The following is a 13,991-nucleotide window of genomic DNA, read 5'->3' on the forward strand; positions in this document are numbered from 1 at the left end:
TTTAAGAATCGTTTAAGCTTTGGCCGGCACCATCCGCAACCATATCCAGACAGGAGGTAAGCCATGAGCGCCGTTGAAACACCCGCGGACCGCCAGGCCGTCCCCCAGGCCAGGAAGACGATGCTGCGCCGTCTGCTCAGCCATCACGAAATCGCAACGCTGCTGGTCCTGCTGCACGCCCCGATCAGCGCCAGCGCGAAACCCGAGCTGCCCGCACTGCAGGAAGCCGGCCTCATCGAGATGGTGAATGCCGGCGCCGACGCCGACGCCGTACCCAGCTTCCGCCTGACCGCCGACGGCAGCGCCGTCCTGAAGGGGCTCGGCTACCGCTGAGCGGCGACGCCCGCATCCCACCCGATCCGGCCGGCCTTGCGCCGGCCGTTTGCATGGCGCCGCGCGGCTACGCGCCGCGCTCCCCCTGCAACATCAGCCGATACTCGGTCGGCGTCACCCCCACCGTCGCCTTGAACTGCCGCGTAAACGCGCTATGGTCCGTGTAGCCGCACAGCGCCGCCACGTCCGTCACCTTGTCGTGGCTGACGAGCAGCGCGGTCGCCGCGTCGAGGCGCGTCTTGAGCAGCACCTGGCGCGGCGTCAGGTGGAACACCTTGTGGAAATAGCGCTCGAGCTGCGCGACCGACATCCCCGCCATGCCCGCCAGATACTTGAGGTTGAGCGGCTGCACGTAATGCTCCTGGATGTACTGCACCACGTCGGCGAGCCGGCTGTACGCCGGATGCGACCCTTCATGCGCCTTCAGGTCGCGCGAAATGCCCACGAGCCCCACCACCCGCCCCCGCGCGTCGCGCAGCGGCTCCTTGCAGGTCAGGCACCAGCCGGGCTGGCGGCCCGGGTAAAGATGCAGTTCGAGCTGGTCGGTCAACTGCTGGCCCGCGCCGATGATCGCGATGTCCTGCTCGACGTAGCTGCGGCCGAAACGCCGCGGAAACACCTCGTCGGCGGCCTTGCCATACAGCGCGCGCTTGTCCTTGTAGCCGCAGCGCAGCGCCAGCGTGCGGTTGACGAGCGCGTAGCGCGCGTTCACGTCCTTCACGAAGAACGCGACGTCGGGCAGCGCGTCGAACACCGGTTCGAGCAGCGAGAAATGCGCGAGCATCGCCGCGAAGCCCCCGTCGTCCGGCATGGGGCGCGCTGAGTCAGGCAAGGTCGCAGGCGGTACGGCAAGCAAGGTCATCATCCCGGGTCTCGCGCATCGGTAGGCATCGTGTCGATTATAGAAGCGCCTCGTCGGCCGCCGCGCACAGCGTGGCGATCGGCATCGGCGCGAACGGCGGACGCGGCGTCGCCTCGTCCCAATCGAAATAGGTGCGCAGCGCCGCGCCGCATATCCGCCCCTGGCACGCCCCCATCCCGCAGCGAGTCTGCAGCTTCGCCTCGCGCGCGCTCGCATGGACGCGCACCGCGCCCACCGTGACATCCTCGCAGCGGCACAGCACGGTATCGTCGGCCGGCAGCGCGCGCGCCGCGTCGCTCAGTTCGAACGCGCGCGCGACGCGCGCCGCGAAGCCGCGCCAGGCGTCGCGGCTGCGCCGCAGCCGCGCGAGGGGCGGCGCGGCCCAGTCGCTCGCGGTCGCGCCGGCGGCCGCCCAGCCGGCCAGTTCGCCCTCGACGCGCGCCAACTCCATGCCGCCCACGCCCGTGCACTCGCCCGCCGCGTAGATGGCGTCGACCGAGGTGCGCTGCTCCGCGTCGACGGCGATCGCATCGTCGTCGAGCGCGCAGCCCAGTGCGCGTGCGAGCCCGGTGTTGGGCGCGAGGCCATAGCCGCAGGCAACCCGGTCGCACGGAATCACGCGCGTGCCGCGCGGCGTCTCGACCACCACCGCCTGCACGCGCCCGTCGCCGCGTATCTCGCGCACGACGCTGCCCGTCAGGTAGGTCGTGCCGGCGAAGCCGCGCGTCAGGCGCGCCGCCTGCGCGAGCTTCGACGGCGTCGCCGCGAGCGACAGCCCGAAACGGACCAGCGCGCCGAGCGACGCCTGCTCGACCACCGCGACCACCTGCGCGCCGGCCGCCTGCGCGGTCGCGAGCGACGCCACCAGCAACGGCCCGCTGCCCGCGATCACGATGCGCTCGCCGCGCACCGGCATGCCGCCCTTGATCAGGGCCTGCAGCCCGCCCGCGCCCGTCGCGCCGGGCAGCGTCCAGCCCGGGCACGGCAGCAGGCGCTCGCGCGCGCCGGTCGCGAGTATCAGGCGCGCGTAGCCAAGCCTGACCCCGCCTGCGTCGTCGGCGTCGACGAGCAGCGCACGGCCCGGCAGCACCGCCGCGACGCGCGCGCGCCGCCACCACGTGACCGACGGCTGCGCCGCGAGCGCGCGCAGCGCCGCGCTCAGCGGCGCGGCCGCGCCGAACACCGGGCCCTGCCGCCAGATCTGGCCGCCCGGCAGCGGATTGTCGTCGAGCACCGCCACGCGCGCGCCCCGCTGCGCGGCCGCATGCGCGGCGGCCAGCCCGGCCGGCCCCGCGCCCACGATCGCGACGTCGTAATGTGGATTCATCCCGCTTGCCCATTGAAAGTCGTGTCGACCGCCATGCCGTCGCGGCAGAGCGTCTGGCAGGCCAGCACATGCGCGCGGCCGTCGATCGTCACGCGGCATTCCTGGCACACGCCCATCCCGCACACCATCGTGCGCGGCGCGCCGCTCACCGACGCGCGCGTGCCGCGCACGCCGCCCGCCAGCACCAGCGCCGCCGCCACCGTGCTGCCCGCCGCGACCGTCAAGGGCCGGCCGTCGATCGTCAAGGTCAGGTTCGCGTCACGCATGGCAGGCTCCGGCCAACAGGCGCGCCGGCAGGTAGGGCGCGCCCGGAATCGCGGCCGTCTCGCCGCACAGCTGCGCGGCCAGCAGCTTCGCGGTCGCGAGCGAGGTGGTCACGCCGAGCCCCTCGTGCCCGGTCGCGAGCCAGACGCCGGGCTGCGCGTCCCCCGCCGGGCCGATCAGCGGCAGCCCGTCGGGCGTGGTCGCGCGAAATCCCGTCCAGGCGCGCAGCGCGTGCAGCGCCGGCAGGCCCGGCAAGTAGCGCGCCGCGCGCGCGAGCATGCGCGCGAGCACCGGCAGCTCGACCGCCGGATCGGTCGTGTCGAACTGCCGCGACGAGCCGATCAGCAACTGGCCGGTCGGGCGCGGCTGCGCGTTGAACGCGACCGAGGTGCCGGTCGCGTGATGCGCGCTCTTGATATAGCCCAGTTCCAGCAACTGGTGCGACAGCGTGCCCGGATAGCGATCGGTGATCAACAGGTGGCCCTTCTTCGGCACGAGCGGCAGCCAGGGCGCGAAACGCCGCGCGTCGATGCCGTTCGCGAGCACGACCTGCGCGGCGCCGAGCCGCGCGCCGCCCGCGAGCCGCACCGCGCCGCGCTCGACCTCGATCACCTCGGCATGCAGGTGCAATGCGATGCGCGCCGCGCCCGGCGAACGCGTCAGCAGCCACTCGGCCGCCGCCGGTGCATAGACGATGCTGTCGCGCTCGACCAGCAGCCCGCCCGCGAGCCCGGGCGCCAGCGCGGGCTCGCGCGCGCGCAGCTCGTGCGCATCGATCAGCGCCGCCGCGACGTGCCCGGCCGCCAGGCCCGCCTGCATCGCGCGCGCCGCCGCCAGCTCCTCGTCGTCGGCGGCCACCCACAGCGTGCCGCAGCGGACGAACGCATCGCGCTCGCGCAGCTGCGGCGCGAGCGCATGCCACAGCTCGAGCGAATAGCGCGACAGCGCGAACTCGGCCGGCGTATCGTTCATCACGACGAGATGCCCCATGCCGGCCGCCGTGACACCGCCGCCGATCCCGCCCGAGTCCACCACCGCGACCCGCAGCCCGCGCGCGGCCAACTCCGCCGCGCACGCCGCGCCGACGATCCCCGCGCCGACGACGATGACGTCCGCGCGCGCCATCAGCCCAGCCGGATGCCGCGCGCGAACGGATCGTCCGCCTCGAAGCACAGCCGCCCTTCCGCCATGATGTGCGCGCGTCCGGTGAGCGTCGGCACGATCGCCGGCTCGCCTTCGATGCGCTCGGGATGCGGCGCGTAGCGCGCCTCGAACACGCTGCCGATGATGCTTTCCTGCCGCCATACGCCGCCCGCCGCGAGCTTGCCGTCGGCGGCCAGGCACGCGGCCTTCGCGCTCGTGCCGGTGCCGCACGGCGAGCGGTCGTACGCGCGGCCCGGACACAGCACGAAGTTGCGGCTGTCGAGCCCCGCGCGCGAGGGCGGACCGAACAGCTCGATGTGATCGATCAGCGCGCCGCGCGCGCCGGTGATGCCCTGCGCGACGAGCGCGTCGCGGATCGCCGAGGTGAACGCCGTCAACTCGGCGAGATGGGCGGGATCGAGCGCGCGGCCGTGCTCGGCGACCAGGAAAAACCAGTTGCCGCCCCAGGCGATGTCGCCGACGAGCGGGCCATGCGCCGGCACGTCGACCGTCACCGCCCGACGGTAGCGATACGCGGGCACGTTGCGCACCGCGATCGAGCCGTCGGCGTTCAACGTCGCCTCGACGACGCCCACCGGCGTCTCGATCCGGTGCGCGCCCGGCCCGATGCGCCCCAGGTGCGCGAGCGAGCGGACGAGGCCGATCGTGCCGTGGCCGCACATGCCGAGATAGCCGACGTTGTTGAAGAAAATGACGCCCGCGGCACAGCCGGGATCGACCGGCTCGCACAGCAGGGCGCCGACCACCACGTCGGAGCCGCGCGGCTCCGTGACGATCGCCGCGCGCCAGTCGTCATGCTCCGCGCGAAAGCGTTCGAGCCGCTCGGCCAGCGCGCCGCCGCCGAGATCCGGCCCCCCCGACACGACGAGGCGGGTAGGTTCACCGCCCGTGTGCGAATCGATGTACTCGAGTGTTTTCATGCCGCCATCGTAAAAATGGCGCCCCCTCGCGTCTTGGCGGCATTACGCGCGGCGCATGACGATTTCGGCATATATCAGGGTAACCGCCGATATGCCGAAATCGTCGCGCGCCACGTGCGGATCGCGCAAGACGGCCGGATTTTCGCTACCTAGACTGCGTTCCGGAATGCGCCTGCAGGGTGCCGCCACCCGTCCGACGGGCCGCACGGCAGCCCTCGCCAAGGCGTCGCGGATGCGCCGATTGCGGCACAGCGCGACGCCGGGCGCGCCTCCGGATTCATCGCCAACCGGCCGGCGGCCCACCACCGGCCCATCACGCAAAGGGGAAGTGAAAGTGAAGCTGAAGGTATCGCACTTCGCGCTGGCCGCGACCGCCGCGCTCGCCGCGTTCTCCGCCGTCCAGGCGAACGCCGCCGACGTGGTCAAGATCGGCTTCGCCGCGCCGCTCACCGGACCGCAGGCCAATTACGGCGCGGACATGCAGAAAGGCGTGCAGCTCGCGATCGCCGACTTCAATGCGACGCATCCGGTGATCGGCGGCCACCCCGTCACCGTCGTGCTCGATTCGCAGGACGACCAGGCCGATCCCCGCACCGGCACGACGGTCGCGCAGCGCCTGATCGACGACGACGTGCGCGGCGTGATCGGCCATTTCAACTCGGGCACGAGCATCCCGGCCTCCGACCTCTACGACCGCGCGGGGCTGCCGCAGATCTCGATGGCGACCTCGCCGCAGTACACCGCGCGCGGCTACAAGACCACCTTCCGCCTGCTCACGAGCGACGCGCAGGCGGGCCGCATCGTCGGCACCTATGCGGTCAAGACGCTGCACTACACGCGCGTGGCGATCATCGACGACCGCACCGCGTACGGCCAGGGCATCGCCGACGAATTCGCGAGCGCGGTGCAGGCGGCGGGTGGCGCGATCGTCAAGCGCGACTTCACGAACGACAAGGCGCTCGACTTCGCGGCGATCCTGACCAACCTGAAGGGCCTCAATCCCGATGCGATCTTCTACGGCGGCGGCGACGCGCAATCGTCGCCGATGATCCGCAAGATGCGCCAGCTCGGCATCAAGGCCGCGTTCGTGACAGGCGAGATGTCGCGTTCGCCGACCTTCCTCAAGGTCGGCGGCGACGCGGCGGAAGGCGCGATCGTCTACATGGGCGGCCTGCCCAAGGAGAAGATGCCGGGCTTCGCGGGTTATGCGGCGCGCTACAAGGCGCGCTTCAACGAGGACGTGATCACCTATTCGCCCTATGCGTACGACGGCACGATCGCGCTCCTGACCGCCATGAAGAACGCCAATTCGACCGATCCGAAGGTGTATGGGCCGTACGTGGCCAAGGTGGCGATCAAGGGTGTGTCCGCCGACCGGATCGCGTACGACGCGCACGGCGACCTGCGCGACGCGCCCGTGACGATCTACCGGGTCGAGCGCGGCGCGTTCAAGCCGATCGACACGCTCGCCGGCCACTGAGCCGCCGCGCCGCAACCGGGTTCCGGCGCGCGCGAACAGGGCCGCGCGCGTCCTCGATATCCGGGGAAACACGTGCCGGAGCGCGCCCCACGCTCCTGTAGAATCGTCCGGCCCGCGTCAAGCTCCGCCTCGCCGTCCGGCCGCGCGCCGTCTCGCGGCCCGCGCGGTTCGTGCGCCGTGCTTCACCCGGCGCCGGCGCTGCCGTTGCGACGACCTGCCGCCGCCCATGCGGCGTCCGACAATAAATAACACGCGAACCCTGATCGCCCTGACATGCACGCATCCGAATTGAGCGGCGCCGCACGCGCCGCAGAACGACCACTCACCCGCCAGGACTACAAGACCCTCGGCCTCGCCGCGCTGGGCGGCGCGCTGGAGTTCTACGACTTCATCATCTTCGTGTTCTTCGCGCCCGCGATCGGCCAGTTGTTCTTCCCGCACGACATTCCCGACTGGCTGCGCCAGTTGCAGACCTTCGGCATCTTCGCGGCCGGCTATCTCGCGCGCCCGCTCGGCGGCATCATCATGGCCCACTTCGGCGACCTGGTCGGGCGCAAGCGCATGTTCACGCTCAGCGTGCTGCTGATGTCGGTGCCGACGCTGCTGATGGGCCTGCTGCCGACCTACGACAGCATCGGCATCCTCGCGCCGGTGTTGCTGCTGCTGTTCCGCGTGCTGCAGGGCGCCGCGGTCGGCGGCGAAGTGCCGGGCGCCTGGGTGTTCGTGTCCGAGCACGTGCCGTCGCGCCGCATCGGCTACGCGTGCGGCACGCTGACCGCCGGCCTCACGGCCGGCATCCTGCTCGGCTCGCTGGTCGCGACCGCGATCAACAGCCGCTACGCGCCCGCCGAGGTCGCCGCGTTCGCGTGGCGCATCCCGTTCCTGCTGGGCGGCCTGTTCGGCCTGTTCTCCGTGTACCTGCGGCGCTGGCTGCACGAGACACCGGTGTTCGCCGAGATGAAGGCGAAGAAGACGCTCGCCGCCGAGATCCCGATGAAGGCGGTGCTGCGCGATCACGGGCGCGCGGTGCTGGTGTCGATGCTGCTCACCTGGATGCTGTCGGCCGCGATCGTGGTCGTGATCCTGATGACGCCCAGCCTGTTGCAGAAGCAGTTCCACCTCGCGGCCGCCGAGGCGCTGTTCGCGAACAGCATCGCGACGCTGTGCCTGACGGCCGGCTGCATCACGGCCGGCTCGCTCGCCGACCGGATCGGCGCGCGGCCCGTGCTGCTGATCGGCGGCCTCCTGCTCGCCGGCTGCTATTACACGCTGTTCTCGCAGCTCGCGATCGATACGTCGAAACTCGTGCCGCTGTATGCGCTCTCGGGGTTCCTCGTCGGCACGATCGGCGTGGTGCCGTTCGTGATGGTGAAGAGCTTTCCGCCCATCGTGCGCTTCTCGGGCATCTCGTTCTCGTACAACGTGGCGTATGCGGTGTTCGGCGGGCTCACGCCGGTGATCGTGTCGCTGATGATGAAATCGAATCCGCTCGCGCCGGCCGTGTATGTCGCGGTGATCTGCGTGCTGGGCGGGATCGCGAGCCTGTTCGCGCGGGACGCGCGCTGAGTGGGGCGGCCGGCCGCGCGCCGGCCGTGTCCATGGGAACCGGGGGCGCCGTCGCGCACGGCGCGGCCCGATTCCCGGCCCGGGGATTCAAGCCCGGCATGCATCGCGTGTACGGGAGGCACACCCGCCGCCACGCGCGCAGCACACAGTTCATTCCGGTGAGTCTTGCGCGAACGGCTCGGTCGGGGCTCCCATCGTCCCGATCCCGCTCGGCATCCTGACCGACTCGGCACACGACGGGATTCTCGACGCGACGGGTGCTGCGGCGACCGTAATACGTCATGCACAAGGCCGCCGGCACCTCGTCCCGTGCCGCGCCCCGCTCGATCTGATCGCCCGACGCCGCGCCCCCTGCCGGAATACCCCCCCGCCGCTCACGAACGTGCGGCGCGGCGTTGCGCAAACACGGCGCGCACGTCTTCAACCGTCCGCGCCCGGGACGAATCGCATCGAGCGCCGCCGCGGCAGGCGTCACGCTATCGCGCAGCCACGACGTGATTGCACGATCGCGCGCATCGAGCATGCGGAGCGCATCGCGAATCACCTCCAACTCCATCGCGTGCGCGCCGCCCGCATCCCGCCTTCCCTTGATTCCCATCGCGCGCGCTTCAAAACAATTCAATCCAAAACCGAATATCTTCAATTCATGATTGACGAATAGACAACTGAAGAAATCTTCAGAAATTCATTTCAAAGCACGCTTCAAAACCATCAAATACATTACATAGACCATTTCATTTTACTTACGTCAAAACACCCCGCTTCCTCCCTCCGTAAGCCCCGTCATTACGTTCAGTAATCTATACGAGAATCATTCTCATTTGTATTGACTTCACGATTCCGCCTGCATACGATGCGCCCGCAACACGTCGAAACGCGTGTCGCGCCGGGGTTCCATCGTGTATGCCGGTTAATGCGAATGCATTAACCCGCGTTGAGAATAAAAAGGGAGTTGCATGAAATTCGCGTCGTCATTTGGACGCCAGGTCCGCCAACGTCCGCGCATGACGGCCCGCCAGGCGGCACTCGCCTGCGCGTGGCTGCTCAGCACTGCCGCCCACGCCGAGGTGTCGCCCGATGCGCTCCCCGAAGCGCCGGAAGCCGACCTCGCGATCCAGGCGAAGCCGGCGAGCCAATGGACCGGCGTATGGTCGCGCCAGAACCTGCTCGGCGACATGGGCGGGGTCCGGCCGTGGCTCGCCCACTACGGCGCCACGCTCGCCGTCACCGAGGTCAGCGAGTATCTCGCGAACCTGCGCGGCGGCCTCAATCGCGGCGGCACCTATGACGGCCTGACCACCGCCACCCTGAGCGTCGACACGCAAAAGGCATTCGGCCTGCCCGGCGGCACCTTCAACGCCAGCGCGCTGAACATCCACGGCCGCAACCTGAGCCAGTACAACCTCGGCACGCTGAACACCGCGAGCGGCATCGAGGCGCAGGACACCACCCGCCTGTGGGAGCTGTGGTATCAGCAGTCGTTCTTCAACAAGCGCCTCGACGTCAAGATCGGTCAGCAGAGCCTCGACCAGGAATTCATCGTCAGCCAGTACGCGGCGACCTTCGTCAACACGATGTTCGGCTGGCCGTCGCTGCCCTCGTACGACCTGCCCAACGGCGGCCCCGCGTATCCGCTCGCCGGCCTCGGCGTGCGCGTGCGCGGCCAGATCACGCCGTCCATCACCGGCCTCGCCGGCGTGTTCGACGGCGATCCGCTCGGCAACAACCCGAACAACCTGAGCGGCACCAACTTCAACCTGCACAACGGCACGCTGTTCATCGGCGAGTTGCAGTACGCGCTCAACCAGCCGTCCGAAGGCCAGATGGACCTGGGCCCGTCGACGGGCCTGCCCGGCACCTACAAGGTCGGCGTCTGGTATCACAACGGCCGCTTCAACGATCCGCAGATCGACACCAGCGGCCAGTCGCTCGCGAGTTCGTCGTCGACGGGCGTCAACCAGCAGCATCACGGCGACTACAGCCTCTACGCGGTTGCCGACCAGATGCTCTGGCGTCCGGACCCGACCGGCGCGAAAAGCCTCGGCGTGTTCGCGCGCGTGATGGGCGCGCCGGGCGACCGCAACCTCGTCAGCCTCGCGGCCAATGTCGGCGTCGTGCTGAAGGGGCCGTTCGAAGGCCGCGACAACGACAGCGTCGGGCTCGCCGTCACGTACCTGAAGGTCGGCAATCACGTGACCGCCATCGACCAGGACTACGCGGCGCTCGGCCCGTACGGCGTGCGCACCAGCGAAACCACGATCGAGGCGACCTATCAGTACCAGGTCAACCAGTGGTGGCAGCTGCAGGCCGACGCGCAGTACACCTTCAATGCGGGCGCCGGCCAGAATCCGGTCGACCAGACGCAGCCGCTGCGCAATACGTTCGTGATCGGCATGCGCACGACGATCACGTTCTGATCGGCGCGGCCCAGTTTGTTCCGCGCGCCGCCCGCCCACGGCGGCGCGCCAGTCAGGAGATACATCGATGGTCCCGTTTTCGTTCCACCCGTCGCCGCGCCGCACGCTGCGCGTGCTCGCCGCCGGCTTCGCGCTCGCGGCCGCCGGCCTCGCGCACGCCGAGCCCCAGGGCTTCCTTGAAACGCTGCATCGTCACACCACGCTGGTCAACACCGTGCCCGACAACGGCGACCAGAATCCCTACGCGCTCGCGATCTCGCCCGTCACGTCGGGCGCGCTCCAGCAGGGCGACGTGCTGGTCGACAACTTCAACAACTCGGCCAACCTGCAAGGCACCGGCAGCACGATCGTCACGTACCGGCCGTCGACCAGGCAGTTGAGCGTGTTCGCGACCGTGCCGCGCGACCTGAAGGGCTGCCCCGGCGGCGTCGGCCTCGCCACCGCGATGACCGTGCTGAAGTCCGGCTGGGTGATCGTCGGCAGCACGCCGAGCAACGACGGCATGACCAACACCAAGGGCGCGGGCTGCATGATCGTGCTCGACAACCAGGGCAAGGTCGCGTCGACCTTCGTGAGCCCGAACATCAACGACCCGTGGGGCAACATGGCGGTGGTCGACCAGGGCAACCGCGCGACGCTGTTCGTCAGCAACGCGGGCTTCGGGGTCGGCGGCGCGGACGGCAACCCGCCCGTGTTCAAGCAGGCCACGGTGCTGCGCATGGAGCTCGACATCCCGGACGGCAAGCCGCCCGTCGTGCGCCAGGAAACGGTGGTCGCGAGCGGCCTCGGCGCGCAGGCGGACAAGGGCGTGTTCCTGGTCGGCCCGACCGGCCTCGCGCTGTCCGGCGACCAGAAGAAGCTCTATGTGTCGGATGCGATCGGCAACCGCATCGTCGAGATCGACGATCCGCTCACGCGCGACACGAGCGCGGGCGTCGGCCGGCAAGTGACCGCCGACGGCTTCCTGCGCCGCCCGCTCGCGCTGACCACCGCGCCGAACGGCCACCTGCTCGTGACCAACGCGCTGAACGGCCAGGTGGTCGAGGTCGATCCGGTCGCCGGCAAGCAGCTGTACGCGCGCTGGATCGATACCGACAAGGCGCAGTCGCCCCCGGGCAACGGCGACCTGTTCGGCATCCTCATGACTCCGGAAGGCGACGGCTTCTACTACGTGGAAGACGACGTCAACACCCTGGTGCTCGCCAAGTAGGTTCCATCATGGCCAACGATCTCAACTCCCCTCCGCGCCCCGCCCGGCGCGGCTTCCTGAAGGCAGGCGGCGCGGCCGTCGCGGCGGGCCTCGCGGCCGGCGCGGCGCCCGTCGTCCAGGCGGCGCAGGCCGCGCCGCCCGCCGCCGCGAGCGGCGCGGTCGAGCCGTTCTACGGCGCGCACCAGGGCGGCATCGTGACGCCGCAGCAAAGCCACGCGTACTTCGCCGCCTTCGATCTGACGGCCGCGACGCGCGCCGACCTGATCGCGCTGCTGAAGACCTGGACCGATGCGGCCGCGCGCCTGACGCGCGGCGAGCCCGCGCAGCCGCTGCAGGCGGCCGGCGACGACAAGCCGCCCGTCGATTCGGGCGAATCGCTCGGCCTCGATGCGGCCGGCCTCACGATCACATTCGGCTTCGGGCCCGGCCTGTTCAGTGCCGCGGGCAAGGACCGCTACGGTCTCGCGCAGCGCCGGCCGGCCGCGCTCGTCGACCTGCCGCGCTTCAACGGCGACCAGCTGCTGCCGGAGAAGACGGGCGGCGACCTGTTCATCCAGGCCTGCGCGAACGACGCGCAGGTCGCGTTCCACGCGGTGCGCCAGCTCGCGCGCCTCGGCGCGAACGCGACGCAGATGCGCTGGGGCCAGGCCGGCTTCATCTCGGGCAAGCCGGGCGAGACGCCGCGCAACCTGATGGGCTTCAAGGACGGCACCAACAATCCGCCGAAGTCCGACCCGGCCGCGATGAACGCCTACGTGTGGGCGGGCGACGAAGGCCCGGCGTGGATGAAGAACGGCACCTACACGGTCGTGCGCCGGATCCGCATCACGCTCGAACACTGGGACAACACGGAACTCGGCTTCCAGGAACAGGTGGTCGGCCGCCACAAGTACAGCGGCGCGCCGCTCGGCAAGCAGCGCGAGTTCGAGCCGCTCGACCTGGACGCGGCGGACAAGGACGGCAATCCGGTGATCCCGGACAACTCGCATGCGCGCCTCGCCGCGGCGGAGACCAACAACGGCGCGCAGATCCTGCGCCGCGCGTACTCGTACAACGACAGCACCGGGTTCTACATCGAGCGTTGGCCGCCGTGGCGCCAGCAGACCGAGTACGACGCGGGGCTGATGTTCGTCGCGCACCAGCGCGACCCGCGCAAGGGCTTCATTCCGATCAACGAGAAGCTCGCCAGGATGGACATCATGAACCAGTTCACGACCCACGTCGGCAGCGCGATCTTCGCGTGCCCGCCGGGCGCGAAGCCGGGTTCCTACATCGGTGCGGAGCTGTTCGACGCCTGAACGGCGTCGCGCTCCGCCCCCCACTCTCTACCCAGACCCGATCACCAAGGAACTGCCCACGCCATGAACCGATCCTCTCTCCGCCGCCGCACGCTGGCGGCCGTCGCCTCGCTCGTGTTGACGGGCGCGCTGACCAACCATCTCGCGGATGCCGCGACGCTCACGCTCTACAGCGCGCAGCACGAACAAGTGGTCAACCAGCTCGTCAAGGACTTCGAGGCGCAAAGCGGGATCAGCGTGAAGGTCCGCACGGGCGAAGGCCCGGCGCTCGCCGCGCAGCTCGTCGCCGAGGGCGACCGCACGCCGGCCGACGTGTACTTCACCGAGAATTCGCCGGAACTCGTGCTGCTCGACGAGAAGGGCCTGCTCGCCAAGGTCGACGCGGCGACGCTGCAGACCGTGCCGGCCCGCTACAACGCGCCCGACGGCAGCTGGGTCGGCGTGCTCGCGCGCGAGAACGTGATCGTCTACAACACCGCGAAGATCCAGCCGCAGCAGCTGCCGCCGTCGCTGCTCGACTTCGCGAAGCCGGAATGGAAGGGCAAGGTGGGCATCGCGCCGAGCGACGCCGACTTCCTGCCGCTCGTGAGCGGCGTGCTCGCGCTCAAGGGCGAGGCCGCGACGCTGCAATGGCTGAAAGGCCTCAAGGCCAATGCGCAGATCTTCGACGACGACGAAGGCGTGACGGCTGCCGTCAACCGCGGCGGCGTCGTGACCGGCATCATCAACAACTACTACTGGGCGCGCCTGCACGCCGAACTCGGCGACAAGTCGACCCGCAGCGCGCTGTTCCACTTCTCGAACGGCGATGTCGGCGGCCTCGTCAACGTGTCGGGCGCCGCGGTGCTGAAGGCCTCGAAGCATACGGCCGAAGCGCAGAAGTTCCTCGCCTACCTGGTCGGCGAGCGCGCGCAGAACCTGATGGCGAAAGGCCACATCAGCTTCGAGTACCCGCTGCATGCCGGCGTCGCACCCGACCCGCTGCTGAAGCCGTTCGACCAGCTGAGCCCGCCCGCACTGACGTTCCAGCAGCTCGGCGACGACAGCCAGGCGGGCAGGCTGCTGCGCCAGGCCGGCCTGCTCTGAGCGGCGCGATGAGCGATACCGCCGCCGACGCGCTGCACGCCGCGCCGCCCGCGCCGTCGGGCGC

Annotated in this window: 12 protein-coding genes; 7 read left to right on the forward strand and 5 right to left on the reverse strand. The window is 70.0% G+C overall.

Annotated elements, in window-relative coordinates; genetic code table 11:
- Positions 1-63: 63 nt before the first annotated feature.
- Positions 64-333 carry a hypothetical protein gene (locus AC1RQF_RS30800; protein WP_273997535.1) on the forward strand — a complete coding sequence of 90 codons (270 nt, stop codon included), beginning with the start codon at positions 64-66 and terminating at the stop codon, positions 331-333.
- A gap of 67 nt (positions 334-400) precedes the next feature.
- On the opposite strand, the gene AC1RQF_RS30805 is transcribed toward AC1RQF_RS30800, so the two are convergent.
- The 5 genes from AC1RQF_RS30805 to AC1RQF_RS30825 are packed head-to-tail and all read right to left on the reverse strand — an operon-like array spanning position 401 to position 4,870.
- Complete coding sequence (locus tag AC1RQF_RS30805) at positions 401-1,198, reverse strand: AraC family transcriptional regulator (RefSeq protein ID WP_273997534.1); 798 nt, start codon at positions 1,196-1,198, stop codon at positions 401-403.
- A 34-nt stretch (positions 1,199-1,232) separates the two neighbouring features.
- Positions 1,233-2,522 carry an FAD-dependent oxidoreductase gene (locus AC1RQF_RS30810; protein WP_273997533.1) on the reverse strand — a complete coding sequence of 430 codons (1,290 nt, stop codon included), beginning with the start codon at positions 2,520-2,522 and terminating at the stop codon, positions 1,233-1,235.
- Positions 2,519-2,788, reverse strand: coding sequence for a (2Fe-2S)-binding protein (locus tag AC1RQF_RS30815; RefSeq protein ID WP_492873843.1), 270 nt, complete (start codon positions 2,786-2,788; stop codon positions 2,519-2,521). Before AC1RQF_RS30815 ends, AC1RQF_RS30810 begins: the two co-directional genes overlap by 4 nt.
- Positions 2,781-3,911 carry an NAD(P)/FAD-dependent oxidoreductase gene (locus AC1RQF_RS30820; protein WP_492873845.1) on the reverse strand — a complete coding sequence of 377 codons (1,131 nt, stop codon included), beginning with the start codon at positions 3,909-3,911 and terminating at the stop codon, positions 2,781-2,783. Before AC1RQF_RS30820 ends, AC1RQF_RS30815 begins: the two co-directional genes overlap by 8 nt.
- On the reverse strand, positions 3,911-4,870 hold the full coding sequence (locus AC1RQF_RS30825; RefSeq protein WP_273997529.1) for a 4-hydroxyproline epimerase: 960 nt from the start codon (positions 4,868-4,870) through the stop codon (positions 3,911-3,913). The genes AC1RQF_RS30820 and AC1RQF_RS30825 overlap by 1 nt, the downstream gene beginning before the upstream one ends.
- Positions 4,871-5,204: 334 nt before the next feature.
- On the opposite strand from AC1RQF_RS30825, the gene AC1RQF_RS30830 reads away from it, so the two are divergent.
- From AC1RQF_RS30830 to AC1RQF_RS30855, 6 genes are all read left to right on the forward strand, one after another.
- A complete protein-coding gene (locus AC1RQF_RS30830; protein WP_273997528.1) occupies positions 5,205-6,350 on the forward strand; it encodes a branched-chain amino acid ABC transporter substrate-binding protein in 1,146 nt (381 codons plus the stop codon).
- Between the two features lie 273 nt (positions 6,351-6,623).
- Positions 6,624-7,916 carry an MFS transporter gene (locus AC1RQF_RS30835; RefSeq protein ID WP_492873848.1) on the forward strand — a complete coding sequence of 431 codons (1,293 nt, stop codon included), beginning with the start codon at positions 6,624-6,626 and terminating at the stop codon, positions 7,914-7,916.
- Positions 7,917-8,872: 956 nt separating this feature from the next.
- Positions 8,873-10,333 (forward strand): carbohydrate porin, encoded by a 1,461-nt coding sequence (locus tag AC1RQF_RS30840; protein WP_492873849.1) that lies wholly within the window; start codon positions 8,873-8,875, stop codon positions 10,331-10,333.
- A gap of 67 nt (positions 10,334-10,400) precedes the next feature.
- A complete protein-coding gene (locus tag AC1RQF_RS30845; protein ID WP_273997525.1) occupies positions 10,401-11,543 on the forward strand; it encodes a hypothetical protein in 1,143 nt (380 codons plus the stop codon).
- Positions 11,544-11,551: 8 nt separating this feature from the next.
- The gene (gene efeB, locus AC1RQF_RS30850; protein ID WP_492873851.1) at positions 11,552-12,841 is read left to right on the forward strand and encodes an iron uptake transporter deferrochelatase/peroxidase subunit; all 1,290 of its coding nucleotides are present in this window, start codon (positions 11,552-11,554) and stop codon (positions 12,839-12,841) included.
- Positions 12,842-12,904: 63 nt separating this feature from the next.
- A complete protein-coding gene (locus tag AC1RQF_RS30855) occupies positions 12,905-13,927 on the forward strand; it encodes an iron ABC transporter substrate-binding protein (protein WP_273997523.1) in 1,023 nt (340 codons plus the stop codon).
- The last annotated feature ends 64 nt before the right edge of the window (positions 13,928-13,991 follow it).

The organism is Burkholderia sp. GW821-FHT14F03 (assembly GCF_058803765.1).

Excerpts from the sequence above, each read along its gene's own strand:
- AC1RQF_RS30800 (WP_273997535.1), top strand. The coding sequence starts at position 64 with ATGAGCGCCGTTGAAACACCCGCGGACCGCCAGGCCGTCCCCCAGGCC.
- AC1RQF_RS30805 (WP_273997534.1), bottom strand. The coding sequence starts at position 1,198 with ATGATGACCTTGCTTGCCGTACCGCCTGCGACCTTGCCTGACTCAGCG.
- AC1RQF_RS30810 (WP_273997533.1), bottom strand. The coding sequence starts at position 2,522 with ATGAATCCACATTACGACGTCGCGATCGTGGGCGCGGGGCCGGCCGGG.
- AC1RQF_RS30815 (WP_492873843.1), bottom strand. The coding sequence starts at position 2,788 with ATGCGTGACGCGAACCTGACCTTGACGATCGACGGCCGGCCCTTGACG.
- AC1RQF_RS30820 (WP_492873845.1), bottom strand. The coding sequence starts at position 3,911 with ATGGCGCGCGCGGACGTCATCGTCGTCGGCGCGGGGATCGTCGGCGCG.
- AC1RQF_RS30825 (WP_273997529.1), bottom strand. The coding sequence starts at position 4,870 with ATGAAAACACTCGAGTACATCGATTCGCACACGGGCGGTGAACCTACC.
- AC1RQF_RS30835 (WP_492873848.1), top strand. The coding sequence starts at position 6,624 with ATGCACGCATCCGAATTGAGCGGCGCCGCACGCGCCGCAGAACGACCA.
- AC1RQF_RS30840 (WP_492873849.1), top strand. The coding sequence starts at position 8,873 with ATGAAATTCGCGTCGTCATTTGGACGCCAGGTCCGCCAACGTCCGCGC.
- AC1RQF_RS30845 (WP_273997525.1), top strand. The coding sequence starts at position 10,401 with ATGGTCCCGTTTTCGTTCCACCCGTCGCCGCGCCGCACGCTGCGCGTG.
- efeB (WP_492873851.1), top strand. The coding sequence starts at position 11,552 with ATGGCCAACGATCTCAACTCCCCTCCGCGCCCCGCCCGGCGCGGCTTC.
- AC1RQF_RS30855 (WP_273997523.1), top strand. The coding sequence starts at position 12,905 with ATGAACCGATCCTCTCTCCGCCGCCGCACGCTGGCGGCCGTCGCCTCG.